The organism is Rheinheimera salexigens (assembly GCF_001752395.1).
GTDB lineage: Bacteria > Pseudomonadota > Gammaproteobacteria > Enterobacterales > Alteromonadaceae > Alishewanella > Alishewanella salexigens.
Map to the genome: position 1 here is coordinate 1,913,358 of NZ_MKEK01000001.1, position 25,112 is coordinate 1,938,469.

Consider the following 25,112-nt stretch of genomic DNA (forward strand, 5'->3'; position numbering starts at 1 on the left):
TCGATATTTAGAGCTAACTATCGATATCTGCTGGTTTAACTTCTTGTATTATTTCTTCTTTTACTTCTTCGCTAAACTCTTTCGGTTTTAACGCACTTAATAAACTTAACAAGATTAAATTAAATTCTTCACTCATATTATCAACGTTTGTTAAGCTGGCGGCTAATTCGGAGGCACGTTCTAACTGATTAGTGCGATACATTAATTGGCCTAAACGCAAGGTTGCCCAATAGAGTGTGACATTTTGGCTATCTTGATAAAAACTTAAATATTGTTCTAACGCAGTAATACCTATATCAACATCTTGATCGGCAATAACGGCTAAGCGGCCTATATGGTATAAAGCACTGTATTTATTGTTTAAATCTTCAGCATACTTGACGGTTAACTGAAAGTTTTTAAACGCTTCAGCATAGTTTTTTTGCTCGTTTAAGATTTGGGCTTTTCTAAGTAATAACTGGGCATTATAGGGTTCAGTTAAATATTGCTCAATAAGTGCTAATGCTTCATCCGGTTTCTTATCATTTAATAGTAATCTGCTGTTCGCCAACGCAGCTTGAATAGGATTATGTTGCTGTAAATAATCGGCATGAAATCTAGCGAGCTCTTTATCACCCCCAGCGGCGGCTGGAGCTACATTATAAAAATCGATTAAGGCTTGGCGTGCGGCAAAATTGTCAGGATCAAGCTCTAGGGCTTTGTTTAAATGACCAACACCACGCAAAGCACGATCTTTAGCAGAAAAAATATTACCATTTGAGGCTAAACGAATTTTGCTTAGCCCAGCTAAATAATGCAAATTACTATGTTGCGGAAATTGTTCAGTGGCAAAGTTAAGTAGGGTATTAGCATCTTCTAAACGTTGTTGATTAAATAAAGACCGAGCATAAATGGCTAGCACATCGCCATGCTCCTTGTAATCATCTTGCTGCAATATTTGATGCTCTAACTCAGAATACTGGGCTTTAACCAACAGTTGCTGATAATTACCTAAGGTTTCTGGGGCGAGGCTTGCCGCTAAAAATAACATTAACATTTGCATTTAACTAACGCCTTCAAGATCAATGTTGCTAATAACGAGTTTACGCCAAGCTGTGGGCTATTACACGCAATTAGGGGATGTCGATGTCAATGTCTGTTACTGGGACACTGCAACAGGGTAAAAATTCACCTTGCCGAACAAAGGCTAATGGTTCATTGAGGTATTGTATCTTACCGTTAAGTAATTTACAGCGGCAGGCACCACAATATCCTTCCCGACATTGATAATTAATATCGGATTGTTGCTGTTCTATTGCTTCAAGTATTGTGCGACGGCTATCGTCAAACTCAACGCTAGCCGCCCCTTTAATACTTATTTTTTTAATTTCCGTAGCTTTCTGCATCAGCGTTATAGATCAAAATCACCAAACTCTGCGCTATCTACTTCGTTATCAATTTGGCCCACTAAATAAGAACTAATTTCAGTTTCCTGCGGGGCAACTTGCACATTATCCGACACTAACCAAGTATTAATCCAAGGTATCGGGTTCTGCGTGGTACTAAACATGGGTTTGAATCCCAATGCCTTCATTCGTGTATTGGTAATATATTCTACGTATTGGCATAAAATATCTTTATTTAAACCAATCATAGAGCCGTCTTGAAATAAATAGCTAGCCCAATCTTTTTCTTGCTCGGCAGCAATGCGGAAAATAGCATACGCTTCTTCTTCACATTCTTTAGCCACTATTGCCATTTCAGGATCATCTTCACCTGAGGCCATAATATTTATAATATGTTGAGTACCGGTTAAATGCAGCGCTTCATCACGGGCAATTAAACGGATAATTTTGGCATTACCTTCCATCAATTCGCGTTCGGCAAAAGCAAAACTACAAGCAAAACTCACATAAAAACGAATGGCTTCAAGTACGTTAACAGACACCATACATAAATATAATCGACGTTTTAATTCACGTAGACTAATGCTATGAGACACACCATTAATAGTATGTGTACCTACACCACAACGCTGATATAAGTTAATACCATCTATCAAAGAATCATAGTAACGCGTGACATCTTCTGCGCGTTCTAGGATTTTTTCATTCAGCATAATGTCATCAAAAACTTTATGCGGTTCAGAAGTAATATTACGCACAATATGGGTATAGCTGCGGCTGTGAATAGTCTCACTAAAGGCCCAGGTTTCTATCCAAGTTTCTAATTCTGGCAACGATACAATAGGCAAAAAGGCCATATTAGGCGAACGACCTTGCACAGAATCTAGCAATGTTTGATATTGTAGATTACTGATAAAAATATGTTTTTCATGCTCAGGTAAATTTTGAAAATCGATACGATCTTTACTGACATCTATTTCTTCTGGACGCCAAAAAAGCTTAACTGCTTTTCGATCAATTTTTCAAAAATACCAAACTTTTGTTGATCATAACGCGATACGTTAATGGCGTTACCAAAAAACATCGGCTCTTTAAGCTGATTATTAATGTTTCGATTAAAAGTAGTATACGGCTTTGGCATGTCTATTCCTGATTCTCCATAAAATCCAACGGCGGCTGAATAATACAACCGCCGTTATCGATTAAATTTTACACGCACCACCGGCACAATCATCCTCGGCTTCAGCTTGCATATCATCTTGGATATCTGAGGCACCATCACGTGTATTGTGATAATACAAGGTTTTCACACCCAACTTATACGCGGTAAGTAAATCTTTTAATAATACTTTCATTGGTACTTTACCGGCGGTAAATTTGTTTGGATCATAACTGGTATTGGCTGAAATAGCCTGATCAACAAACTTCTGCATAATAGCGACTAAGGCTAAATAACCATCATTATTCGGGATATCCCAAAGCAATTCATACTGATTTTTTAAGCGTTCATATTCTGGAACCACTTGTTTTAAAATACCATCTTTACTGGCTTTAACGCTGATATGACCACGCGGTGGCTCAATACCATTAGTGGCATTAGAAATTTGTGACGACGTTTCTGATGGCATTAATGCCGTTAACGTTGAATTACGTAAACCATGGGTGGTAATTTCAGTTCTTAACTGTTCCCAGTCAAGTAATAAAGGTTCGGCACAGACTTTATCTAAATCTTTCTTATAGCTATCAATGGGCAAAATACCATCGGCATAAGTCGTTTCAGAAAACTTCAGACAAGGACCAAACTCTTGAGCTAATTTAGTTGATGCTTTAAGTAAATAATACTGAATAGCTTCAAACGTGCGGTGGGTTAAGCCATTAGCTGAACCGTCAGAGTATTTAACCCCATTTTTAGCTAAGTAGTAGGCATAGTTAATAACACCAACGCCTAAAGTACGCCGATTCATAGTGGCATGATAGGCCGCAGGAATAGGGTAGTCTTGGTAGTCTAATAAGCTATCTAACGAACGTACCGCTAATTCGGCTAATTCTTCAAGCTCAGATAAATCTTCAATCGCACCTAAGTTAAAGGCTGATAAGGTACACAGTGCAATTTCGCCATCAGGGTCGTTAACGTTATTTAACGGCTTAGTAGGCAGGGCAATTTCAAGACATAAATTACTTTGTCTTACCGGCGCCACTTTAGGGTTAAATGGACTATGGGTATTACAATGATCCACGTTTTGCAAATATATCCGGCCAGTACTGGCACGTTCTTGCATAAATAGCGTGAAGAGCTCAATGGCTTTTATACGCTTTTTACGAATACTGCTATCGGCTTCGTATTGCACATATAACTGCTCAAACTTTTCTTGGTCTTCAAAAAAGGCATCGTATAAACCGGGTACGTCAGATGGGCTAAATAAGGTAATAAAGTCATCTTTAATTAAACGGCTATACATTAAGCGGTTAAATTGCACGCCATAATCTAAGTGTCTAACTCGGTTCTCTTCTACGCCACGGTTATTTTTTAATACCAGCAGCGATTCAACTTCTAAATGCCATAACGGATAAAATAAGGTTGCTGCACCACCGCGCACACCACCTTGTGAACAGCTTTTAACTGCCGTTTGAAAATGCTTATAAAAAGGAATACAGCCAGTATGAAACGCTTCGCCATTACGGATAGGACTGCCTAAAGCACGGATACGACCGGCATTAATACCAATACCCGCGCGCTGGCTTACATATTTTACAATGGCACTTGAAGCGGCATTAATAGAATCTAGGCTGTCGTCACATTCAATTAAGACACAAGAGCTAAATTGACGAGTAGGAGTACGCACACCCGCCATAATTGGCGTAGGTAACGATAATTTAAACATTGAGCTGGCATCATAATAGCGGCGCACATAGTCTAAACGGGTCGCTTTAGGATAATTAGCAAATAAACAGGCGGCAACTAACATATATAAAAATTGAGCACTTTCATATATTTCACCGCTAACCCGGTTTTGTACTAAATATTTACCTTCTAACTGTTTAACCGCAGCATAGCTAAAGTTTAAATCACGGCTGTGATCAATAAAACTATCTAATTGGGCTAACTCTGCTTCACTGTAATCTTCTAAAATATGGCTATCGTAGCGCTTGCTGTTAACCATTTTCACTACATGGGCATACAGTGCAGGCGGTTCAAATTGGCCATAGGCTTTTTTACGTAAATGAAATACGGCTAAACGGGCAGCTAAATATTGATAATCAGGGCTTTCTTTAGAGATTAAATCTGCAGCTGATTTAATAATCGTCTCGTGAATATCCTCTGTTTTAATACCGTCATAAAACTGAATATGTGATTTCAGTTCAACTTGAGATACCGATACATTAGATAAACCTTCCGCGGCCCAGTCAATAACCCGATGGATTTTATCAAGGTCTAAGAGTTCACGGCGGCCGTCACGTTTTGACACGTAAAGAGATTGAGTCATCGCTACAGAGTTCCATTTTTAATTTAGTGGTTTAGTTTCAACCTAGGCTACAACAGCGCTGTAAGGCTAGTAAAGCAGCAGCAACTGTTGTTGTTTTACACAACATATAGGTGAATTCTAAAGAGTGATCACAAGATAGTGTGTTCTGAGACTTAAATCAAGGCGTTCAACCTTTTATTAGAATAGTTATTTTTGTCAAGTTGGAAAGGAGTATTTTTAATAGACTAATAAGCAATGGATGCTTTTGCAACTGCAAAAAAGCCTTGCTACTTAGCTTAATTTTGAATGGTTAGTAGCTACTAACCCCCTTAGCTTGGTGCGGCTAAAAGCGAACACTAAGCAAGAGGGATTTATGAAAATAAATAATATTTTATTCTGGCTTTTTTGCCACCACGATGTAATTAACATCCACCCCGGGGCCAACTTTAAAACTTTCAGTCAACGGATTGTAATGCAAACCCGTGGCCTCACACACTTCTAAGCCAGCTTGCTCGATATAACGCATTAAAGTGGAAGGGCGGATAAATTTATCAAACTCATGCGTACCTTGTGGTACTAGCTTTAACACACGCTCAGCGGCAACAATGGCTAATGCCCAGGCTTTCCAGCTTTTATTTAAAGTAGAGAAAAATAACCAACCGCCGGGTTTAACTAAATCGGCACAAGCTTGGATCACCGATAAAGGCTCTGGCACATGCTCAAGCATTTCCATACAGGTAACAATATCAAATTGACCGGCATGTTCAGCTGCAAAACCTTCTGCTGTGCTTTGCTGATAATTTACTGCAACACCGGCTTCTAGTGCGTGTAGCTTTGCCACGCTTAAAGACTCGGCTGCCATATCAATTGCACTAACCTTAGCACCAGCTCTGGCCATGCTTTCTGCCAAAATACCGCCACCACAGCCCACATCTACGATGGTTTTACCAAACACACCTTGCACTTGATCGCTTATATAGCTTAAACGCACTGGGTTTAATAAATGTAATGGCTTAAATTCACCTGCTGGATCCCACCAGCGCGACGCAATATCATTAAATTTAGCAATTTCTGCTGGATCTACATTGGTATGAATGGTCATATATGGCTACCTAAGGAATTTTGCCTATTATAAAGCCTTGATCTATTTCAGCAAACTATAGCATTAACTCAAGCGTTAACTAAAGCTAACACTGAAACATGGCAAGCTTAATTTTATGTGGTAGAATCACGTGTTGCCTCGCACTAGATAATACAGATAAAAGCGAGTTATCTATCTGATTTAAGGGAAATTAGCGTTTTATGACAGATCTGGCCAAAGAAATAGTTCCTATTAATATCGAAGATGAGCTAAAAAACTCCTACCTCGACTATGCAATGAGTGTCATTGTTGGCCGCGCCTTACCAGACGTAAGGGACGGGTTAAAACCGGTTCACCGTCGCGTGTTATTTGCGATGAAAGAACTGGGTAATGACTGGAATAAAGCCTATAAAAAATCTGCCCGCGTTGTGGGTGATGTTATTGGTAAATACCACCCGCACGGTGATAGCGCTGTATACGACACGATAGTGCGTATGGCACAGCCCTTTTCGTTACGCTACATGCTAGTTGATGGCCAAGGTAACTTTGGTTCTGTTGACGGCGACTCGGCAGCGGCAATGCGTTATACCGAAGTTAGGATGTCACGCATAGCGCATGAGCTACTAGCCGATCTTGATAAAGAAACCGTAGACTTTGTACCTAACTATGATGGTACAGAAATGATCCCTGCGGTTATGCCGACCAAGATCCCTAACTTACTAATTAACGGCTCTTCAGGTATTGCGGTAGGTATGGCGACTAACATTCCGCCACACAATATCACTGAAGTAATTAATGGCTGTTTAGCCATTATCGCCAATCCTGATATTGAACTGCATGAGTTAATGCAGCATATCCCAGGCCCAGACTTCCCAACTGCCGGTATTATTAACGGCCGTAAAGGGATTGAAGAAGCCTATGCGACGGGTCGGGGTAAAGTATACATTCGCGCTAAAACCCTAATCGAAACCGATGAAAAAACCGGCCGCGAAACCATTATTGTTAACGAGATCCCATATCAAGTTAATAAAGCACGCTTAATTGAAAAAATTGCCGAGTTAGTTAAAGAGAAGCGTATAGAAGGCATCTCAGCTTTACGCGACGAGTCTGATAAAGACGGTATGCGTATTGTTATAGAACTGAAACGCGGTGAGTCATCTGAAGTAATGCTAAACCAGCTGTATCGTAATACCCAGATGCAAGCGGTGTTTGGCATAAACATGGTATCACTCGATAGAGGCCAACCAAAACTGCTTGGCTTAAAGCAAATGCTAGAGTGCTTTATTTTACACCGTCGTGAAGTGGTGACTCGTCGTACCGTTTTCGACTTACGTAAAGCCCGTGATAGAGCCCATATATTAGAAGGTTTAGCCATTGCGTTGGCTAATATCGATGAAATTATTGAGCTAATCAAAAAATCAAACAGCCCAGCTGAAGCTAAAGTAAGTTTAGTTGAGCGCGGTTGGTTGTTAGGTGATGTTAGCGCCATGTTAGAGCGCGCTGGCCAAGATGCGGCACGCCCAGAATGGTTAGAAGAACATTTTGGTATTCGTGACAATCAATATTTCTTAACCGAACAACAAGCCCAAGCCATTCTTGATTTGCGCTTACACCGATTAACCGGTTTAGAACATGAAAAAATTCTAGACGAGTATAAGCAGCTATTAGAACTTATTGCAGAGCTACTATTTATCCTTAATACGCCATCGCGTTTAATGGAAGTAATTTGCGAAGAATTAGAAGCCGCTAAACTGCAATACGGTGATGAGCGTCGTACTGATATTCAAGACAATATGCTTGATATCAATATGGAAGATTTAATTGCTGAAGAAGATGTAGTAGTAACCTTATCGCACCTAGGTTATGCCAAATACCAAGCTTTATCTGATTACGAAGCGCAACGTCGCGGCGGTAAAGGTAAAGCCGCTACCACAGTAAAAGATGAAGACTTTGTTGATAAGTTACTTATCGCTAGTACGCATGACACGATTTTATGTTTCTCAAACCGTGGTCGTATGTATTGGTTAAAAGTGTATCAATTACCGTTAGCTAGTCGTACCGCACGTGGTAAGCCAATTATTAATATCTTGCCACTTGAAGACGGCGAACGCATCAACGCTATTTTACCGGTTCGTGAATACGAAGAAGGTAAGTATGTGTTTATGGCAACCGCAAACGGCACAGTTAAAAAGACTGCATTAACAGAATATTCTCGTCCGCGCTCTAACGGTATTATTGCGGTTAACCTAAATGAAGGTGACCACTTAATTGATGTTGGCTTAACAGACGGTAGTAATGAAATTATGTTGTTCTCTGACGACGGTAAAGTAGTACGCTTTACTGAAGACAAAGTACGCAGCATGGGTCGTACTGCAACCGGCGTACGCGGTATTCGTTTACGTGAAGGCGGATCGGTCGTATCGTTAATTATTCCTAACGGCGACTGCCCAATTTTAACAGTAACAGAAAATGGTTACGGTAAACGTACGGCGTTAGCTGAATATCCAGCTAAAAACCGTGCCACCCAAGGTGTAGTTTCTATTAAAGTCTCTGAGCGTAATGGTTTAGTGATAGGTGCTACTCAAGTCAGTGAACTGGACGAAATCATGATGATTTCTAACCGCGGTACCTTAGTTCGTACTCGTGTGTTAGAAGTGTCAGAAGTCGGCCGTAATACTCAGGGCGTAATCTTAATTCGCACTGCCGAACTAGAAAAAGTAGTAGGTTTAGCTCGAATTGATGAAATTCAGCTAACAGAAGCTGACTTGCTTGAAGCTGGTGCAGAGCTTGCAGAGGGCGACGTTAACGCGACTGCCATTGCAGCACCTGTAGCTGAGGCAGTTCTAGACGAAACTGACTTAGATGATACTGATATTAATGAAGATGAAGATGAAGATGAATCAGATATCGATGATGAAATAGATGTCGATGATGTTGATGATGAAACAGAAGACCCTGCATAATAACAGTGACTGAATAAAAACGAGCGCAATTAGCGCTCGTTTTTAGTTTTAAGCACTTACAACAACAAGCTTGGCCTGTTAAATTAAATGTTATCCCTAGGAGCGAGTAATACAAGATGACCAGCTTTAATTTTTGCGCCGGTCCGGCCATGTTGCCGGTAGCAGTAATGCAACAAGCACAACAAGAACTTTTAAATTGGCAGCAGCAAGGTTGCTCGGTGATGGAAATAAGTCACCGCAGTGATAGTTTTATTGCCATGGCAGCGCAAGCGGAACAAGATTTTCGCGACTTATTAACCATACCCGATAATTATAAAGTGCTTTTTATGCATGGAGGTGGTCGTGGTCAATTTTCAGCGGTGCCTTTAAACTTGTTACAGCCAGGCCAAAGTGCTGATTATTTAATCTCAGGTGCTTGGTCAAAATCAGCCGTGGCTGAAGCTAAAAAATATGGCAACATCAACGCCCTAGATATTCGTTGTCAATCTGATCTAGGCTTACGTAGTTTAGTGGCTCCAGAAGATTGGACGTTATCAAGTGATGCTAGTTATGTACATTGCTGCCCAAATGAAACCGTCGATGGTCTAGAATTTACCTCGTTACCTACAACAGATAAGACCATTGTTGCCGATCTATCTTCAACCATATTATCGCGGCCAATTGATATTAATCGCTACGGTGTTATCTATGCCGGTGCGCAAAAAAATATTGGACCATCAGGACTAACACTGGCGATAGTTCGCGAAGATTTATTACCTGCAGCCAATAACACTATTCCATCGGTTTTAGATTATCGCCTCGCGGCAGAAAACGACAGCATGTATAACACGCCGCCAACTTTTGCTTGGTATCTAGCAGGTTTAGTTTTTAAATGGCTAAAACAGCAAGGTGGCGTAACCGAAATGGCAACGCGTAACCAAGCTAAGTCTTCTTTACTTTATGATTTTATTGATAAAAGTGACTTTTACCATAATGATGTCGATCTTGCCTATCGCTCGTGGATGAATGTGCCATTTTTCTTAGCGGATGATAGATTAAACGACGCCTTTTTAGATCAAGCTGAGCATCATGGCTTGTTAGCCTTAAAAGGCCACCGTATGGTCGGCGGTATGCGCGCCAGTTTATATAACGCGATGCCCATTGAAGGCGTGCAAATGTTAGTTAGCTTTATGCAAGAATTCGAGCGAGTAAATGGATGAAGACTTTAACCTTAGCACCAATCTCAGCCGTATCAGGTGAAGTACATTTACCCGGCTCTAAAAGTATTTCTAATCGGGTGTTATTACTCGCTGCTTTAGCTGAAGGCCAAACTGAAATTACTAATCTGCTAGATAGCGACGATGTACGGTATATGCTAAATGCTTTAACCGCTTTAGGGGTCGATTATCAACTTTCAACTTGCCGCACGCGTTGTACCGTGCAAGGTTTAGCGGGTTTATTTAAATCTGATCATTTAACTGATTTAAAACCCTTAGAATTATTTCTAGGTAATGCCGGCACAGCCATGCGTCCACTAACGGCAGCATTAGCAGCATCAGACGTTAATGTCACCTTAGTGGGTGAGCCTCGCATGTATGAGCGACCCATTGGTCATTTAGTCGATGCTTTAGCTGGTTGGCAAGCTGATATCGATTATATGCAAAATAGTGGATTTCCGCCGTTACATATTAAAGGTAAGGCATTACAGGGTGGCAAAATAGCCATTGATGGTAGTATCTCCAGCCAATTTTTAACGGCCGTTTTAATGGTAGCGCCATTATTACAAGGTGATAGCGAAATCAGTATTATTGGTGACTTAGTTTCTAAGCCTTATATCGATATTACTTTAGCTTTAATGCAACGTTTTGGCGTCACCGTTAAGCATAATAATTACCAAAACTTTAGTATTACAGGCCAGCAAACATATCAATCACCCGGTGCCTGTTTAGTGGAAGGCGATGCGTCTTCGGCTTCTTACTTTTTGGCCGCAGCAGCTATTAAGGGCGGCAGCATTAAAGTTACCGGTATTGGTAAACACGCTGTACAAGGTGATATTTATTTTGCTGATGCCTTAGCCGCCATGGGCGCAGATGTAGAGTGGGGTGATGATTATATTCAGGTTACGCGTAACACTTTAACCGGTATTGACCGTGATTATAATGCCATACCCGATGCCGCCATGACCATTGCCACCACCGCTTTGTTTGCAACGGGCGATACTGTTATTCGCAATGTGTATAACTGGCGGGTAAAAGAAACTGACCGGTTAGCGGCCATGGCAACTGAGTTAAGAAAAGTGGGTGCCACGGTAGAAGAAGGCCATGATTACTTAAAAATAAGCCCACCGGCTAAACTTAAACATGCCAGCATTGCTACTTATAATGACCATCGTATGGCCATGTGTTTTTCTTTAGTGGCACTGAGTGATACTGCTGTCACGATTGAAGATCCCGATTGCACCGCTAAAACCTTTCCTGATTATTTTAACGTGTTTAAACAATTATCGCGTTAATACCACTAATACGCTCAATGTAAGGCGAGTTTGGCTTATTACTGCCGCTAATAACTGTTTTAGCGCGCAGTAATAACAGCCTGCTTTTGAACATGTTATCCAAGCTATTTAAAAACGTATACACCGTTATGTTCCGCGGCTTGACACAAATGTTAGCACAAGATTAAAAACCAAGAACTTAAGCTAAAAAAGCTGTACAATGTCGCGATTTAAAATTTAAGCGACACAACAAAATACATAAGTAAGGGGGTAGGATGCCACATAACGCAGCTGTGATTACCATCGATGGACCTGGCGGGTCGGGCAAAGGCACTATATGCCGTTTATTAGCTCAACGTTTAGGCTGGCAATTACTGGATAGTGGTGCGATTTATCGCGTCTTAGCACTTGCAGCAATGCATCACCACATCGCGTACGATGACGAAGAAGCCTTACAGCCCTTAGCAGCACATTTAGATGTTCAGTTTGGCAGTGACGAACAGGGTAATATTCGTATTACACTTGAAGGTGAAAACGTAACTAATACTATCCGTACCGAGCAAGTTGGCATGGTAGCGTCTACAATAGCTTCATTACCAAGAGTAAGAGAAGCTTTATTACGTCGCCAACGCGCGTTTGCCGAAGCACCAGGATTAGTCGCAGATGGCCGCGATATGGGAACGGTAGTATTTCCAAACGCCATAGTTAAAATATTTTTAACCGCTACCCCTGAAGAGCGCGCCAATCGCAGATATTTAGAGTTGAAAGCTAAAGGTCATGATGTTAATATCAGCGACCTTTTGAGTGAAATTCAGGCAAGAGACGACCGCGATACTAATCGCGCTGCAGCACCGTTAAAGCCTGCTGCAGATGCTTACATACTGGATTCCACTGATAAATCTATTGAACAAGTGTTGGCAGAGGTGTTGGATTATGCGGGTATGAAAGTACCGGCGTTAGTATAAACCAGACTAAAACCGCATTTTGGGCAGCCTGCTAAAAGGATTTAACAGGTAAATTTAGTAACCCCACACGAACATGATGATCTGTGGTGCACTTAACTGAAAAAGTGAATATGACTGAAAATTTTGCACAAATGTTTGAGGAAAGCCTCAACACAATCGAAACCCGTCCTGGCTCTATCGTTAAAGGTACTGTCGTTGCTATATTAAAAGACGTTGTAATGGTCGATGCTGGCCTTAAGTCTGAAGCGGCTATTCCTGTAGAGCAGTTTAAAGCGGCTAACGGTGAAATCGAAGTAAGCGTAGGCGACATCATTGATGTAGCACTTGACGCGATTGAAGATGGTTTCGGTGAAACCTTATTATCTCGCGAAAAAGCTAAACGTCATGAAGCTTGGGTACGTTTAGAAAAAGCCTGTGAAGAAAAAGAAACTGTAATCGGTGTTATCACTGGTAAAGTTAAAGGTGGTTTCACAGTTGAAGTTGACGGTATTCGTGCATTCTTACCTGGTTCATTAGTTGACGTACGCCCAGTACGCGATACTTTGCACCTAGAGAACAAAGATCTTGAGTTCAAAGTCATTAAGTTAGACCAGAAGCGTAACAACGTAGTTGTTTCACGCCGTGCTGTTATCGAATCAGAAAGCAGCCATGAACGTGACCAGTTGTTAGAAACTCTGGAAGAAGGCATGGAAGTTAAGGGTATTGTTAAAAACTTAACTGACTACGGTGCTTTCGTAGACTTAGGTGGCGTAGACGGCTTACTGCATATCACAGATATGGCATGGAAGCGCGTTAAGCACCCAAGCGAAATCGTTAACGTGGGCGATGAAATCCCAGTTAAAGTATTAAAATTCGACCGTGAGAAGCAACGTGTTTCTTTAGGTCTGAAGCAAATGGGTGAAGATCCATGGGCAGCTATCGCTTCTCGTTACCCAGAGGGTGCTCGCATCACTGGTCGCGTAACTAACCTGACAGACTATGGTTGTTTCGTTGAAATCGAAGAAGGCGTTGAAGGCTTAGTACACGTTTCAGAAATGGACTGGACTAACAAAAACATCCACCCATCTAAAGTTGTAAACTTAGGTGACTCTGTGGAAGTTATGGTCTTAGAAATTGACGAAGAACGTCGTCGTATTTCTTTAGGTCTTAAACAGTGTAAAGCTAACCCTTGGGAAGAATTTGCTAAGGGCTTCAACAAAAACGATCGCGTTAGCGGTAAGATCAAGTCAATCACTGACTTTGGTATCTTTATCGGCTTAGACGGCGGCATCGATGGTTTAGTACACTTATCTGATATTTCTTGGAACGCAACTGGCGAAGAAGCCGTACGTGACTTCAAGAAAGGCGACGAAGTACACGCTGTTGTATTACAAGTTGACCCAGAGCGCGAGCGTATTTCTTTAGGTATCAAACAACTGGATGAAGATCCGTTCAATGATTACCTTGCCGACAACAAAAAAGGTGCTATCGTTAAAGGGGCAGTAACTGCCGTTGACGCTAAAGGCGCTACTGTAATGTTGGAAGGTGCTGTAGAAGGTTATATCCGTGTATCTGATATCGCGCGCGAGCGTACTGAAGATGCATCTACTGTACTGAAAGTAGGCGAAGAAGTTGAAGCTCGTTTAATGGGTGTTGATCGCAAAAACCGCGTAATCAGCCTGTCAATCAAAGCTAAGTTCGAAGTTGAAGAAAAAGAAGCTATGGAAACTGTCAATAAGAAGCAAGATGATGCTGATTTTGGTAGCAACGCAATGGCTGATGCATTTAAAGCTGCTCAGAAGCAGGATTAATTGCTAGCAAGGCAGGGGGCGTAAGCCTCCTGCTTTATCCACTCGCAGGTTTGCCGGAGGGTCTATGACCAAGTCTGAATTAATTGAAAAATTAGCTACTGATTTCCCTAATATTCAGGTTAAGGATGTTGAGGCTTCAGTTAAAGAAATTCTAGAACAAATGGCACAATCGTTATCCAGTAACGAGCGTATTGAAATTCGTGGCTTTGGTAGTTTCTCTTTACACTATCGTGCACCACGCGTTGGTCGAAATCCTAAAACCGGTGATAAAGTAGAATTAGACGGTAAGTATGTACCGCACTTTAAGCCAGGCAAAGAGTTACGCGACAGAGTAAAAGATAATACCTGATCACCAATAGTCATTGGATATCGGGCGTAAATGGAGCTTAACTTGCGCAGAATACTTTTTATTATATTTATTTTAGCCATTATTATCCTTGGGATAATGTTTGGTTCTATAAATCAGCAGCTTACTGATCTTAATTTACTTATCGTCAGCTTACCTCTTAGAGTTGTTGATATTGCGCTTATTTTCTTATTATTAGGCACTGTGCTTGGGTTAATCGCTGCTATGTTGTTTAGTTTGCAACGTAAAGCTAAAAACTGGCGAGCAAAACCGTCGGATAACGCCTGAATTTATGTTAGAACTGCTGTTTTTGTTATTACCGGTTGCGGCAGCTTATGGCTGGTTCATGGGCAGAAACAGCACCAAACATAAAGAATTAAAGGGTAGAGCCAGTATTACCCGCAATTTATCTTCTGGTCTTAATTTCCTATTAACTGATCAAGAAGATAAAGCCATAGAGCAATTATTAGAATTGCTGGATATCGAAGCGGCCACCATTGAAACCTACTTAGCTTTAGCCACTTTATTTAGGCGTAAAGGCGATTGGGATAAAGCCATTCGTATTCATGAAAAACTGCATCATTTAAAATTACCTAAACCACAAGCTCAACAAATCCAATTTGAATTAGCCAAAGATTATTACTCTGCTGGTTTGTATGATCGCGCTGAAAACTTATTAGTTTCATTAGTTAAATCAACCAAATTAGCCGAGCCTGCATTAAAACAATTGTTTAGTATTTTTATTTCTACTCAAGAATGGCATAAGGCAGAACTCTATAGCCAAGCTGTAATGGCAACCCGTTCTAATGCTTTACATATCGCCATGGCAAATATGTTAATTGAAGCTGATAAAGTAAAGAAAATAGCCACTTCCGCCAGCATAATAAGTATTGCCGATCACTATCCGCAAGCCATTAGGCCTAAGTATGAATTAGGCTTATTAGCTTTAGCTAATAATGATTTAACAACAGCTAAAGCGGCGCTACTGCATATTGTGCAATTAAAACCGCAATGGAGCGCTGAATTATTACCGTTGTTATTGCAATGTCAGTTTGAAAAAGATGAGTGGTACCAACTACTCAGTGGTTTAGCCAATAAAAAACGAAATATTACTGCAATCGCCATGTTAAGCGATTGGCTAGTAGAGCAAGGCTCAACATTCGCGGCTGAACAATTGCTACTTGACCAAGTACAACAACAGCCCAGCATCAGGTTATTTCAAAAGTTATTACAAGTACGCCAACAACAGTCAGCGCTAGCCGCCGAATCTTTATCGTCTATAGAAGGCTTAGTACAGGCTTATTTAGATAAAAAAGTATTATTTAGTTGTCGTAATTGTGGTTTTAAAACCCGAAATCAATATTGGATATGCCCATCTTGTCAACAATGGGAAACCGTAGAACCCATCAGCGGTATTGATGGCCGTTAAATAAGGAAGCAGCATTATCATGTCTTGTCAGACACCTATCGTAGTCGCCTTAGACTTCCAACAAAAAGCCGACGCACTCAACTTAGTTAGTCAATTAGATCCCAGCTTATGTCGCTTAAAAGTGGGCAAAGAAATGTTCACCCATTTTGGGCCACAGTTTGTTACACAATTGCAGTCGTATAAGTTTGATGTGTTTTTAGATTTGAAATTTCATGACATTCCAAATACCGTTGCTAAAGCCGTTACGGCGGCAGCGGACTTAGGAGTGTGGATGGTCAATGTTCATGCTAGTGGCGGCAGTAAAATGATGTCGGCTGCAGCAGAAGCATTAGCTAAATTTGGTCATGATAAGCCATTATTAATTGCCGTAACTATACTTACCAGCATGGAACAAAGCGATTTAGCCGAGTTAGGCATTAACCATACTATTGCCGATCAAGTTATGCGCTTAGCTCAACTTACTCAACAATCAGGTTTAGACGGTGTGGTTTGTTCTGCTCATGAAGCCGTACAGTTAAAGCAATTGCTTGGTCAAAAGTTTTGTTTAGTTACGCCAGGTATTCGTCCAGCCAGTAGTAGTGTTGATGATCAAAAAAGAATTATGACACCGCATCAAGCATTAACAGCAGGTGTTGATTATATGGTAATCGGTCGTCCGATAACTCAAGCGGCTAATCCTTTAGCGGCGCTTAATGCCATTGTTGAAGAAATAAACTCTTAGCAGTTAATACTTGCGGAATGGCTCAGTACAAAGCTTTATAACGATATCAGCACAAGGTAAAAGGGCTTAGTAAAGGAGTTAACTACTAGCCCTATAAAATTAATAAGGAGGTTCAGTTGGATGGAATAAACCTCGCAATATTAATTGGTGGAATTCTTTTTGTCATCAGCATCATCGCTACGCTTATCTCGGCGCGCTTAGGGACGCCTCTGTTATTAATTTTTTTAATTGTTGGCATGCTCGCAGGTGAACAAGGCCTAGGCGGAGTAAAGTTCGGCAATCCTCAAGTTGCTTTCCTAATTGGTTCTATTGCATTAGTCATCATCCTGTTCGATGGCGGTATGCGCACTCATCCTGAAAGATTTCGCGTCGCTTTAGCGCCGGCATCTATGCTGGCAACTGTTGGTGTGGTTATTACCTGTGGTATTGTCGGTTTTGCTGCATCTTGGCTATTTAACTTAACCTTACTACAAGGCTTATTGTTGGGTGCTATCTTAAGTTCAACCGATGCCGCAGCGGTATTCTCAATTTTTCAATCCCAAGGGGTGAAGATAAAAGATCGCGTTGCTTCAACGCTAGAAATAGAGTCGGGCAGTAACGACCCTATGGCCGTTATGCTTACCTTAACTTTAGTAGGCGTATTGGCAGAGCAAACTAATCTAGACTGGTCACTGTTAACGGTTTTTCTTATTCAAGCATTAGTCGGTATGGCTATGGGTTTTTTAGCTGGCCGCATTTTTGTTATTTTGTGTCGTAAACTGCCGTTAAGCTTCGCCTTTATACCCTTGCTGGCTGTGGCAAGTTGCATCTTAATGTATGCCGCAACAAACTTACTGGGCGGTAGTGGCTTTTTAGCTGTGTATTTAATGGGTTATATCGTAGGTAATGCTAGGCTACCGCAAATCATTAACATATTACGAATTCATGATGGATTAGCGTGGATCAGCCAAATTAGTATGTTTTTAATGCTAGGCCTATTAGTGACACCCAGTAATTTAATGCAGTACTTAATTCCTGCATTGTTACTTTCTTTAGTATTAATATTGGTTGCGCGGCCCATTGCGGTAGTGGTTAGTTTATTACCTTTTCGTTTTCCACCTAAGGATCAATTGTTTATCAGTTGGGTAGGGCTACGAGGTGCCGTACCTATTATATTGGCATTATTCCCATGGTTAGCTGGCGTACCCAATGAAGATTTGTATTTTAATGTCGCCTTTGTAGTGGTTATCGTGTCATTAGTGCTTCAGGGTTGGAGCATAGTACCGGTAGCTAAATGGCTGAAATTAGAAGTGCCTCCTAAATTGGTACCCGATCAAATTATGCCGCTTGACGCAGTTCTAACCAATGAAGTTATGGAAGTACTGGCTTATAACGTGAACCAAGATTCACCGTTATTAAATACCCAATGGCATGATTTACAATTTAAGCATCCAGTTCAATTTATAGGTGTTATCCGTAAAGGTGATTGGATATTGGCAGAAAAACAGCCTAAATTCACAGCTCTTGACACCATAATGGTGATAACCCAGTCTCAGTATGTCGATAAAGTTAGTGATGTATTAGCCAAAGATGCCGATATATCGGTCACTAAACACAGTGATTTCTTTGGTGACTTTATTTTAAATGGCGACATTAGCTTAGGCGATTTAGATGCATTCTTTACCATTCAATTTGCTAATTTAGACAGGTTGCAAAGCTTAGCTGCTTACATAGACGAACGTTTTCACCGCCGAGTAGTTATTGGCGATCAGGTAACACTAGATCAATTACTGCTTACCGTACGTGAAGTAAATAACTTAGGCGAAGCAACCCAAGTGGGTATAAAGCCAGTAGCTGATCAAGTAGTGCCTTAATCAATTTGGATGCTAAATAATTTAATATTAAAAGCTGCAGCGGTTTTATCCGCTAACATAATACTAATCTGATTAATGTCTGCAAATCGTAATGGCGCCAAGCCAGTCACTTGGCGTCCACGATAACGGGGACTAAAATCGCTCAGCGTAAATTGAAATGTCTGATTATCAGTAGTATCAAACCCAGCAGCAAAAGCCACACCGTTAGGAAGATTGGCCGGTTTTAATTTAAGTTGATAGCGACGACCATCACCAGCAACCGTTAAGCGAAGTTGTTGAAATGTATGTTCAGGTAAAGCATTAACTAAACTAAATTCAACCGAGCTAAAACCACCGTTATTATCTAAAGACAAATCGCCAAAAAATTCCACCGCAGTTTAATCATCCGTTAGCTTAACTTTCTTAACCTTGGCAGACGAACGGCCACCCATAACAGTATCATTGACTGTAGCAATATCTTTAAAGTGCTGCGGGTTAGCAAAGTTAAGTTGTATTGCCTTAGCTTCATTTTTACCGTTAGTAGTAAGTGTAAGTTTATCGGTCATGGGTTTAATAGCCTCAGCATGTACAGCAGTATTATTGGTAAACAGTGCAATTAATACTAGTAGGTAATTAACTGTTCGCATCAATGTAGCCTTAAATCTAAATCTGAATAAACTGTATACGGCAAAACATTAATGCTAGACCAGACAAATATAGGGATTAATATTGATTAGCTCTTTTGCACGACGTATCACGATGCATACTAGAGCTAGCTGACTTGTCTTTTTTATACTGAGTAGTCCAAAACTTACAAATTTCTAAATCATTTTTTCTGGCTGCTAATTTCTGCTTTTCAGCGGCCGAAACAGTCTTTATAGGTTTTGATACAAATGATGTGGCTGCTTGATTAAGTTTATTCAAATCACTCTGTAAACCTGAGGAGTGCTGAGCTTTATATTGAGTTTGAGCTGGTGTATTAAAGACTTTAGACATGTACAGCTCAAAATCTTTAAATGCAAAGTAAGTTAGAGTAGATGACAACAAAAAAATAATAAAAGCAGAACTAAGAATAGCGGCAACAATGACTAAATACAGTTTAAAGTAATTTATGTAATCTTTTTCAACTGGCAGTTGTTTATGCCGTTCAGGATCGTAAGCCGTTAAATTATCTAAAGCCATTTTTATATCCTTTAAAAAAGAATTAACTATATCAAAGCTTTACGGGTTAGTTAATCAGGTCGCAAATTATTTAAATTTATAGCAAAGCAACTATAAGCATTGGCAGCAATAAGGTATAATTCACATATTACCTAATAGCCCATAATGTATATTATGTTAAATTGAATATTATTATTGATATAATCTTGAGATTTTTCCCCATTTCGATAACACACGACGGGATTCCTATTCACTAAGGCAAAACCCCACTCAAATCGGCAACATTAAAATAAGTATATTTCCACCTATATATCTATTTCATTATTGATCTAGAAATTAGGTAAGTGACATTACTCTCTCAAGCTTGCTGTCGAGCGGAACAATCAAATTTAAATCATAGTAGAACGTAGCGTATATTTTCCCTTCATTGTTAGGGATTTTGAATACGGCCGTCGCAGAACTAGAACTTAATGAAGTTTTAGGATGTATCTTTAATGGAATTCCGGTTTTGTTTACAACAGTAGATGTATCAAACTCTATAGGAGGAAGCGGGATATATTGCAGAAGACGAAAAGGCGCAGATACTATTTCCCAGATGGTATTTAACACCCCTCCATCTTCTCCAAGACCATCATGCTCCTCCAGTGTTAATCCAATACATATAGGTTCATCTGAATATGACATTTCGCGGGCAAAATTACTCTGGTTAAGACGCCACTGTATAGGTTTTCCAGTTATAATCTGGGGAGCGGTTAGCACATCATCTTTCCAGTTGTTACTGAAGAATATTGTCCCGCCTTGTGAAGCAATCATTCTGGCTTCGACTTCTGAAAATGATTCAAATGAGCTATCAAGGTGGTCTGGAAACTCTAAAATAATTGAATAAAATGATAATTTATAGCGTTGCACCACTTCAACTACGACAGTATCGTAAGATTTTTTTCCCTCTGAATCTGTCGTAACGGCAATTATAATTTTTCTTCCGTAATCAAGAGGTGGCCTATAAACATGCTGGAACTTCAATGTGTTTGGTTCTTGCTGGCCTCCAGCCTGCGGAGATGAATGTCGTAATTTTGCAAGGTTTATTACTTCAACTAGATCATCGCCCCAATGCAGGGATAAATGTTTATGACTGTCATCTACAATCAAAGTTGCGGTTGCAACGACGCTATCTACAGTAACAGTAAATGATACAAGCTTTTTTGCCATTGCTTCTTGAGCAATAGGTTCAACAACTTGTACGATATTTTCATACTTTTGAGTCGTACTAAGCGATTTATAAAGAGTTTTATTTTCACTTCGTTTCATCTTTCATCTCCTAATGCTCTGTTAAAGGTGGGCTGAATCTAACACCCGCATCATTTGACGTAAAAACAGGCAATATCTATTCAATATTTACCCCGCCTCCTGCTCCTGCCCCTTCTCTAGGTGGACAAACTCCATTTGTATCAAGTTGATTTTGAAAGTTCTTAATTACAGATGGATCATGGTAAACCCAGTCATAGGGTTTTGGAGTGTTCCACCAAACAGCCCTCTTCCATTCGTAGACAACACGCTCGCAACACCCTTCCTGCTTTTCCCAAAATGGAAACCATGATGGAACATAACGTGTTTGATGAAATTCATATTGATACGAAGTTTGAGTTCTTACTCTACGACAAGGATATGGAATGCCCCATTTTTTACACCAGGTCCATACCCTTTTTTGTGTTTCTACACGTTCTGCACAAGACATATTGAATCTCCATTTACTTATAAACTTCTTAATTATGCGCATGCGAATATATACTCATGCTCTTATTGGCGCAGTCCGTTCCCTGATGACCATGCGACGTATCAAGAGCAGATGAAGTACCGTACATGAGGTTCGTTACTGATTATCCGTTTAAAAATTGGAGTCGCGACGGTTAAAATAGCATTGCGATAAATAGTTAATAAAAAGCAATATCAAAGTTCAGAAGAAAAAATATAGGTATGTGTGATCACACAGCAAGGAAGGATAGACAGTTGACTTCCCTTTCAGAAAAGCAAATCACAATGCTTACGACTGTTAGGTTGAATTTAAGAGTAGACTATTACTGTTTATTGTCAAAGTTGATAACTAATTTACCTAAGCCTCTAGTTAAATTGTAGTGTTACAATAATAACGTCTTGCTAAACACCAACAATCAAATGACAATGACTTAACTTAGCCCACAGCAAAGAAAATATTTGTATGAAAACACCTAGGCACCTTAATGCACTAAGAGCCTTTGAAGCGACAGCCCGATTAGGTAGTTTTAAAGCCGCAGCTGATGAAATAGGTGTCACCCCTGAAGCTATTGGGCAATTAGTTCGCACATTGGAATCTTACTTTGGCATACAGCTTTTCATCCGTAATAAAGGTGGAAAAAGGCTTACAGCAACCCAAGAAGCACTCAATGTGCTGCCAAGCTTGAGTGAAGCCTTTAGGAGTTTATCAAGTGTTACTGATAGATTAAAAGGTTTGTCAAAATCGGGAACTTTAACTATTAGCACTTCCCCTTCTATTACTTCTAAGTGGTTAGTACCGCTTTTACCTAAGTTTTTGAATGACGAGTCTGATATAGACGTTAGATTAGATATAACAAGCCGCCTGCTCGATTTAACTACAGGTGAAATTGATATTGTCATTCGATACGCTAAAAAGGCAGAGGATTGGTCAAATTTAAATGTTATTTTATTAGCTGAAGACGAAAAGCTTCTAGCAGTTTGTTGCCCTAAATTATTAAAAGCACATCCAGAAATCGCCGAAATTTCAGGCTTACTTAAGCAAACTTTAATTCGCGATATCACCATGGAAAATTCAAGTTATCCTAACTGGCGAGAATGGTTAAATAAAGCCGGGGTTACCAATTTTGAGAATACTCACTTTTTAGAGGTAAACGCATCCTTAGCTGCAATAGAGATGACAAAGCTTAGTCAAGGGGTTGCACTTGTGCGTGAACACCTTGTGCACAGCGAAATAGCTGCAGGAACTTTAATAAACCTTTACCCTAATAACCCCCTATCAACAAATTGGGGTTATTACATTATTACCCCGCTAAATCCTAGATCCCAAGTGCAAATTTTTGCTAACTGGCTTGAAAAAGAATTGAAGTTATTGTTGTAAAAGGCTGTGCAATTAACCGCAAGCATTTTTTGTATTCACTACTTGCCCCATCAAAGATAGTCTTTTCCGGTTAGCCTTTGCTTTCATACAAACATTTTCTTCTGTTGCACAGAAGTTATCATGCTTTGTTGAAGTTTATATAAATAGGTAGGATCAACATATTAAGGTGACACATAACCAGTTACAGCATAAAAGGACAACTCTTTAAGATGACGACAACAATTTCAACAAAAGCCTCAACAAAAACCTAAACAATGAAAACATCTGGCCAAATCGAATCTGAACTTAATTATATTAAGCCAGACAGTACTCTCGCTCCTGAAGTTTTTTACTCTGGTGGTGCGGCACCACAAAAATACAATGATGCTTATGCTTTTATGCCAGCTACTATTGATGATGCGCGTAGTTCACCAGAGGCATTTTCAGTTCACAAACAAGGTTTTCAATTAGTTACAGCCCCGACAAAACATAAAGATTTTACAGACGAAAAAGCTATTGAAGCTAGTTATTATGACGAAGTGATTGCGATTATTAAAGAAACAACCGGTGTGAAAGATGTGTTTGTTTTTGATCATACTGTAAGGCGTGGCTCTGCAGATAGCAGCCGTAAACCAGCGCATCATGTTCATAATGATTATACTGAGCAGACGGCACAGTCTCGTGCACAAGAGCGCATTGGAGTGGAGCAGTTTGCTAAACTTAACGATCGTCGAATGATCCAGATTAATGTTTGGCGTCCCTTGGTGGATGTTGTAAAGCGCTCACCCTTAGCATTTTGTAATGCAGCCAGTGTAGATCAAAAAGATTTACTGGTATCCAAAATTCACTTTCCAGATACAGATCATGTTGGTGAAATATATGCATTGCGTAAAGCGGCTGAGCAGAAGTGGGTCTATTTTTCAGAAATGAATCACGATGAAGTTGTTCTTATTAAAGGCTTCGACTCCGAGAAAGATGGTGTCGCTCGGTTCACACCGCACACGGCTTTTGAATACCCAGATCAAGATCCAAATATTGGCGCAAGAGCGAGTATCGAAGTACGTACATTTGCTTTTTATTAAAACAAGCAAAAGTAGTAACACCATCAGCTAAAAATAGGTGACTTATTGAAAGCCGCCTATTTAGCTTTAGTGTTAACTCAAGTTGTTTCGTGACTTCGTGGGAAAGCACTCAATAATGTACATAAACACTGCTGGAGTAACGTCGTTGTTACTGGATATCAAAATCAACCCTACGAGCATTAATCAGATCTAATTTCAAAGGCTTCAGCTATTGAATTGTAACTACTCGGCTTATCAATCTGTTGTGCGATTAAATCTACTGGTATACGAGGCTTTAGTAAGTCATCGAATATCACTGGATCTGTGACATTGTCATCTAGCCAGGCATTAATTAGCTCTGGTTCGGGCGGTAGTAATAGTGGCGAGGCTTTAGTGTGAATGTTGCTAAGCTTGGGATGTGGCGGCAAGGTGATAACCGAAAAAGACAAAGCCGTCTCCCCTGTTTGCTAGCTAAACAGCTACTAAAGCATACTCTTAAATTATTCGATCACCTTATTCTAGGCAGTTTGACTGTAAAACAGCTTCCAATGCCTAATTCACTTTTGACCTCAAGAATCCCCTGATGCTTATCTACTATACTGCGAGATAATGCCAAGCCAAGGCCCGTCCCTTGTCCTTTGTCTTTGGTGGTAAAAAAAGGCTGAAAGATCTTTTCCAGTTGATCTTTTTCTATACCAGAGCCATTATCCTCAACACTAAACCAAACCCAATTGTCATCAAAACCGGTATTTATTGTTATAACGCCGCGTTTATCGATAGCTTGGGCTGCATTTAACAAAAAATTGAGCAGGACTTGATTTATCTGCGAGGGAATACATGAAATCAATGGAATATCAGCTAAGTTTAGCTTCAGATCTGCTTTATATTTCAGTTCATTAGCAATAATGTTAAGCGTGCTCTGAATGCCTGAATGTAAGTCAGCTTCAACAAATTCTGCATCTTCAAGGTGCGAGAAATCTTTCAGATCACGTATTATTTCAATAACACGCTGTAATCCAGCTTCAGACTGGGCAATAAGTGTGGGTAAATCTTCGATAATATAATCAAACTCATACTTTTCCTTCAGCTCATGGCTTTGGTCTATTGGCAAGATCTCACTCATCCGCCGTATCAGTAAAATAAGACTATCGGTATATTCTTTTAAGCATCCCAGATTAGATGCAACATAACCAATGGGGTTATTAATCTCATGGGCAACACCAGCGGCGAGTTGTCCTAAAGAAGCGAGTTTTTCAGAATGCATTAACTGTTCTGTTAATATTTTGACTTGCTGCTTAAGCCCTTCGATTTCTAACTGCTCTGTAGACATATATA

The 25,112-nt window shown here is 40.1% G+C and carries 24 protein-coding genes and 1 pseudogene; 12 read left to right on the plus strand and 13 right to left on the minus strand.

Annotation, left to right across the window (positions count from 1 at the left end; translation table 11 throughout):
- Positions 1-13: 13 nt before the first annotated feature.
- The 6 genes from BI198_RS08745 to ubiG all read right to left on the minus strand — a co-directional run bounded on the left by BI198_RS08745 (position 14) and on the right by ubiG (position 5,951).
- Positions 14-1,042 (minus strand): tetratricopeptide repeat protein, encoded by a 1,029-nt coding sequence (locus tag BI198_RS08745; protein WP_070049206.1) that lies wholly within the window; start codon positions 1,040-1,042, stop codon positions 14-16.
- A gap of 70 nt (positions 1,043-1,112) precedes the next feature.
- Positions 1,113-1,385, minus strand: coding sequence for a class I ribonucleotide reductase maintenance protein YfaE (gene yfaE / locus BI198_RS08750; RefSeq protein WP_141728861.1), 273 nt, complete (start codon positions 1,383-1,385; stop codon positions 1,113-1,115).
- A gap of 5 nt (positions 1,386-1,390) precedes the next feature.
- The gene (nrdB, locus tag BI198_RS08755; protein ID WP_449421113.1) at positions 1,391-2,404 is read right to left on the minus strand and encodes a class Ia ribonucleoside-diphosphate reductase subunit beta; all 1,014 of its coding nucleotides are present in this window, start codon (positions 2,402-2,404) and stop codon (positions 1,391-1,393) included.
- Positions 2,359-2,526 carry a hypothetical protein gene (locus BI198_RS16525; protein WP_449421102.1) on the minus strand — a complete coding sequence of 56 codons (168 nt, stop codon included), beginning with the start codon at positions 2,524-2,526 and terminating at the stop codon, positions 2,359-2,361. The genes nrdB and BI198_RS16525 overlap by 46 nt, the downstream gene beginning before the upstream one ends.
- A 61-nt stretch (positions 2,527-2,587) precedes the next feature.
- A complete protein-coding gene (nrdA, locus tag BI198_RS08760) occupies positions 2,588-4,870 on the minus strand; it encodes a class 1a ribonucleoside-diphosphate reductase subunit alpha (protein WP_070049207.1) in 2,283 nt (760 codons plus the stop codon).
- 370 nt (positions 4,871-5,240) lie between these two features.
- Complete coding sequence (gene ubiG / locus BI198_RS08765; RefSeq protein WP_070049208.1) at positions 5,241-5,951, minus strand: bifunctional 2-polyprenyl-6-hydroxyphenol methylase/3-demethylubiquinol 3-O-methyltransferase UbiG; 711 nt, start codon at positions 5,949-5,951, stop codon at positions 5,241-5,243.
- A 200-nt stretch (positions 5,952-6,151) separates the two neighbouring features.
- Between ubiG and gyrA the strand changes: the two genes are divergently transcribed.
- The 10 genes and pseudogenes from gyrA (at position 6,152) to BI198_RS08815 (ending at position 18,467) form a co-directional block, all read left to right on the plus strand.
- Positions 6,152-8,893: a DNA gyrase subunit A gene (gene gyrA / locus BI198_RS08770; protein WP_070049209.1), complete on the plus strand. Its 2,742-nt coding sequence runs from the start codon at positions 6,152-6,154 to the stop codon at positions 8,891-8,893.
- 116 nt (positions 8,894-9,009) lie between these two features.
- Positions 9,010-10,092 (plus strand): 3-phosphoserine/phosphohydroxythreonine transaminase, encoded by a 1,083-nt coding sequence (gene serC / locus BI198_RS08775; protein ID WP_070049210.1) that lies wholly within the window; start codon positions 9,010-9,012, stop codon positions 10,090-10,092.
- Complete coding sequence (gene aroA / locus BI198_RS08780; RefSeq protein ID WP_070049211.1) at positions 10,089-11,384, plus strand: 3-phosphoshikimate 1-carboxyvinyltransferase; 1,296 nt, start codon at positions 10,089-10,091, stop codon at positions 11,382-11,384. Before serC ends, aroA begins: the two co-directional genes overlap by 4 nt.
- A gap of 254 nt (positions 11,385-11,638) precedes the next feature.
- Positions 11,639-12,328, plus strand: coding sequence for a (d)CMP kinase (gene cmk, locus BI198_RS08785; RefSeq protein ID WP_070049212.1), 690 nt, complete (start codon positions 11,639-11,641; stop codon positions 12,326-12,328).
- Positions 12,329-12,438: 110 nt separating this feature from the next.
- Entirely contained in the window at positions 12,439-14,118 is a 1,680-nt protein-coding gene (gene rpsA, locus BI198_RS08790) for a 30S ribosomal protein S1 (protein ID WP_141728862.1), read from the plus strand.
- A gap of 37 nt (positions 14,119-14,155) precedes the next feature.
- Positions 14,156-14,467 (plus strand): annotated as a pseudogene (gene ihfB, locus BI198_RS08795) (integration host factor subunit beta); the annotation flags it as partial.
- A 42-nt stretch (positions 14,468-14,509) separates the two neighbouring features.
- A complete protein-coding gene (locus BI198_RS08800; RefSeq protein WP_070050792.1) occupies positions 14,510-14,752 on the plus strand; it encodes a LapA family protein in 243 nt (80 codons plus the stop codon).
- 58 nt (positions 14,753-14,810) lie between these two features.
- Positions 14,811-15,893, plus strand: a complete 1,083-nt coding sequence (locus BI198_RS08805) for an N-acetylglucosaminyl transferase (RefSeq protein ID WP_235605293.1) — start codon at positions 14,811-14,813, stop codon at positions 15,891-15,893.
- A 19-nt stretch (positions 15,894-15,912) separates the two neighbouring features.
- A complete protein-coding gene (gene pyrF / locus BI198_RS08810; RefSeq protein WP_070049216.1) occupies positions 15,913-16,614 on the plus strand; it encodes an orotidine-5'-phosphate decarboxylase in 702 nt (233 codons plus the stop codon).
- 116 nt (positions 16,615-16,730) lie between these two features.
- Complete coding sequence (locus BI198_RS08815; RefSeq protein ID WP_070049217.1) at positions 16,731-18,467, plus strand: potassium/proton antiporter; 1,737 nt, start codon at positions 16,731-16,733, stop codon at positions 18,465-18,467.
- On the opposite strand, the gene BI198_RS08820 is transcribed toward BI198_RS08815, so the two are convergent.
- From BI198_RS08820 to BI198_RS08840, 5 genes are all read right to left on the minus strand, one after another.
- The gene (locus BI198_RS08820) at positions 18,464-18,838 is read right to left on the minus strand and encodes a CIA30 family protein (RefSeq protein WP_070049218.1); all 375 of its coding nucleotides are present in this window, start codon (positions 18,836-18,838) and stop codon (positions 18,464-18,466) included. The genes BI198_RS08815 and BI198_RS08820 overlap by 4 nt on opposite strands.
- A gap of 6 nt (positions 18,839-18,844) precedes the next feature.
- Positions 18,845-19,093, minus strand: coding sequence for a CIA30 family protein (locus BI198_RS16410; RefSeq protein ID WP_070049219.1), 249 nt, complete (start codon positions 19,091-19,093; stop codon positions 18,845-18,847).
- A gap of 76 nt (positions 19,094-19,169) precedes the next feature.
- Positions 19,170-19,628, minus strand: a complete 459-nt coding sequence (locus tag BI198_RS08830) for a hypothetical protein (RefSeq protein WP_070049220.1) — start codon at positions 19,626-19,628, stop codon at positions 19,170-19,172.
- 315 nt (positions 19,629-19,943) lie between these two features.
- Entirely contained in the window at positions 19,944-20,915 is a 972-nt protein-coding gene (locus BI198_RS08835) for a hypothetical protein (protein WP_070049221.1), read from the minus strand.
- 76 nt (positions 20,916-20,991) lie between these two features.
- The gene (locus BI198_RS08840; protein ID WP_141728863.1) at positions 20,992-21,342 is read right to left on the minus strand and encodes a hypothetical protein; all 351 of its coding nucleotides are present in this window, start codon (positions 21,340-21,342) and stop codon (positions 20,992-20,994) included.
- A gap of 480 nt (positions 21,343-21,822) precedes the next feature.
- On the opposite strand from BI198_RS08840, the gene BI198_RS08845 reads away from it, so the two are divergent.
- Together BI198_RS08845 and BI198_RS08850 are read left to right on the plus strand one after the other, a co-directional pair.
- A complete protein-coding gene (locus BI198_RS08845) occupies positions 21,823-22,737 on the plus strand; it encodes a LysR substrate-binding domain-containing protein (RefSeq protein WP_070049223.1) in 915 nt (304 codons plus the stop codon).
- A gap of 254 nt (positions 22,738-22,991) precedes the next feature.
- A complete protein-coding gene (locus BI198_RS08850; protein ID WP_070049224.1) occupies positions 22,992-23,798 on the plus strand; it encodes a CmcJ/NvfI family oxidoreductase in 807 nt (268 codons plus the stop codon).
- 179 nt (positions 23,799-23,977) lie between these two features.
- Here BI198_RS08850 and BI198_RS08855 read toward each other — a convergent pair whose 3' ends face one another.
- On the minus strand, positions 23,978-24,226 hold the full coding sequence (locus BI198_RS08855) for a hypothetical protein (protein WP_070049225.1): 249 nt from the start codon (positions 24,224-24,226) through the stop codon (positions 23,978-23,980).
- 59 nt (positions 24,227-24,285) lie between these two features.
- Positions 24,286-25,107, minus strand: a complete 822-nt coding sequence (locus BI198_RS08860; RefSeq protein WP_070050797.1) for a sensor histidine kinase — start codon at positions 25,105-25,107, stop codon at positions 24,286-24,288.
- Positions 25,108-25,112 lie beyond the last annotated feature (5 nt).

Excerpts from the sequence above, each read along its gene's own strand:
- BI198_RS08745 (WP_070049206.1), bottom strand. The coding sequence starts at position 1,042 with ATGCAAATGTTAATGTTATTTTTAGCGGCAAGCCTCGCCCCAGAAACC.
- yfaE (WP_141728861.1), bottom strand. The coding sequence starts at position 1,385 with ATGCAGAAAGCTACGGAAATTAAAAAAATAAGTATTAAAGGGGCGGCT.
- BI198_RS16525 (WP_449421102.1), bottom strand. The coding sequence starts at position 2,526 with ATGCCAAAGCCGTATACTACTTTTAATCGAAACATTAATAATCAGCTT.
- nrdA (WP_070049207.1), bottom strand. The coding sequence starts at position 4,870 with ATGACTCAATCTCTTTACGTGTCAAAACGTGACGGCCGCCGTGAACTC.
- ubiG (WP_070049208.1), bottom strand. The coding sequence starts at position 5,951 with ATGACCATTCATACCAATGTAGATCCAGCAGAAATTGCTAAATTTAAT.
- gyrA (WP_070049209.1), top strand. The coding sequence starts at position 6,152 with ATGACAGATCTGGCCAAAGAAATAGTTCCTATTAATATCGAAGATGAG.
- serC (WP_070049210.1), top strand. The coding sequence starts at position 9,010 with ATGACCAGCTTTAATTTTTGCGCCGGTCCGGCCATGTTGCCGGTAGCA.
- aroA (WP_070049211.1), top strand. The coding sequence starts at position 10,089 with ATGAAGACTTTAACCTTAGCACCAATCTCAGCCGTATCAGGTGAAGTA.
- cmk (WP_070049212.1), top strand. The coding sequence starts at position 11,639 with ATGCCACATAACGCAGCTGTGATTACCATCGATGGACCTGGCGGGTCG.
- rpsA (WP_141728862.1), top strand. The coding sequence starts at position 12,439 with ATGACTGAAAATTTTGCACAAATGTTTGAGGAAAGCCTCAACACAATC.
- BI198_RS08805 (WP_235605293.1), top strand. The coding sequence starts at position 14,811 with ATGGGCAGAAACAGCACCAAACATAAAGAATTAAAGGGTAGAGCCAGT.
- pyrF (WP_070049216.1), top strand. The coding sequence starts at position 15,913 with ATGTCTTGTCAGACACCTATCGTAGTCGCCTTAGACTTCCAACAAAAA.
- BI198_RS16410 (WP_070049219.1), bottom strand. The coding sequence starts at position 19,093 with ATGCGAACAGTTAATTACCTACTAGTATTAATTGCACTGTTTACCAAT.
- BI198_RS08830 (WP_070049220.1), bottom strand. The coding sequence starts at position 19,628 with ATGGCTTTAGATAATTTAACGGCTTACGATCCTGAACGGCATAAACAA.
- BI198_RS08835 (WP_070049221.1), bottom strand. The coding sequence starts at position 20,915 with ATGAAACGAAGTGAAAATAAAACTCTTTATAAATCGCTTAGTACGACT.
- BI198_RS08840 (WP_141728863.1), bottom strand. The coding sequence starts at position 21,342 with ATGTCTTGTGCAGAACGTGTAGAAACACAAAAAAGGGTATGGACCTGG.
- BI198_RS08845 (WP_070049223.1), top strand. The coding sequence starts at position 21,823 with ATGAAAACACCTAGGCACCTTAATGCACTAAGAGCCTTTGAAGCGACA.
- BI198_RS08850 (WP_070049224.1), top strand. The coding sequence starts at position 22,992 with ATGAAAACATCTGGCCAAATCGAATCTGAACTTAATTATATTAAGCCA.
- BI198_RS08860 (WP_070050797.1), bottom strand. The coding sequence starts at position 25,107 with ATGTCTACAGAGCAGTTAGAAATCGAAGGGCTTAAGCAGCAAGTCAAA.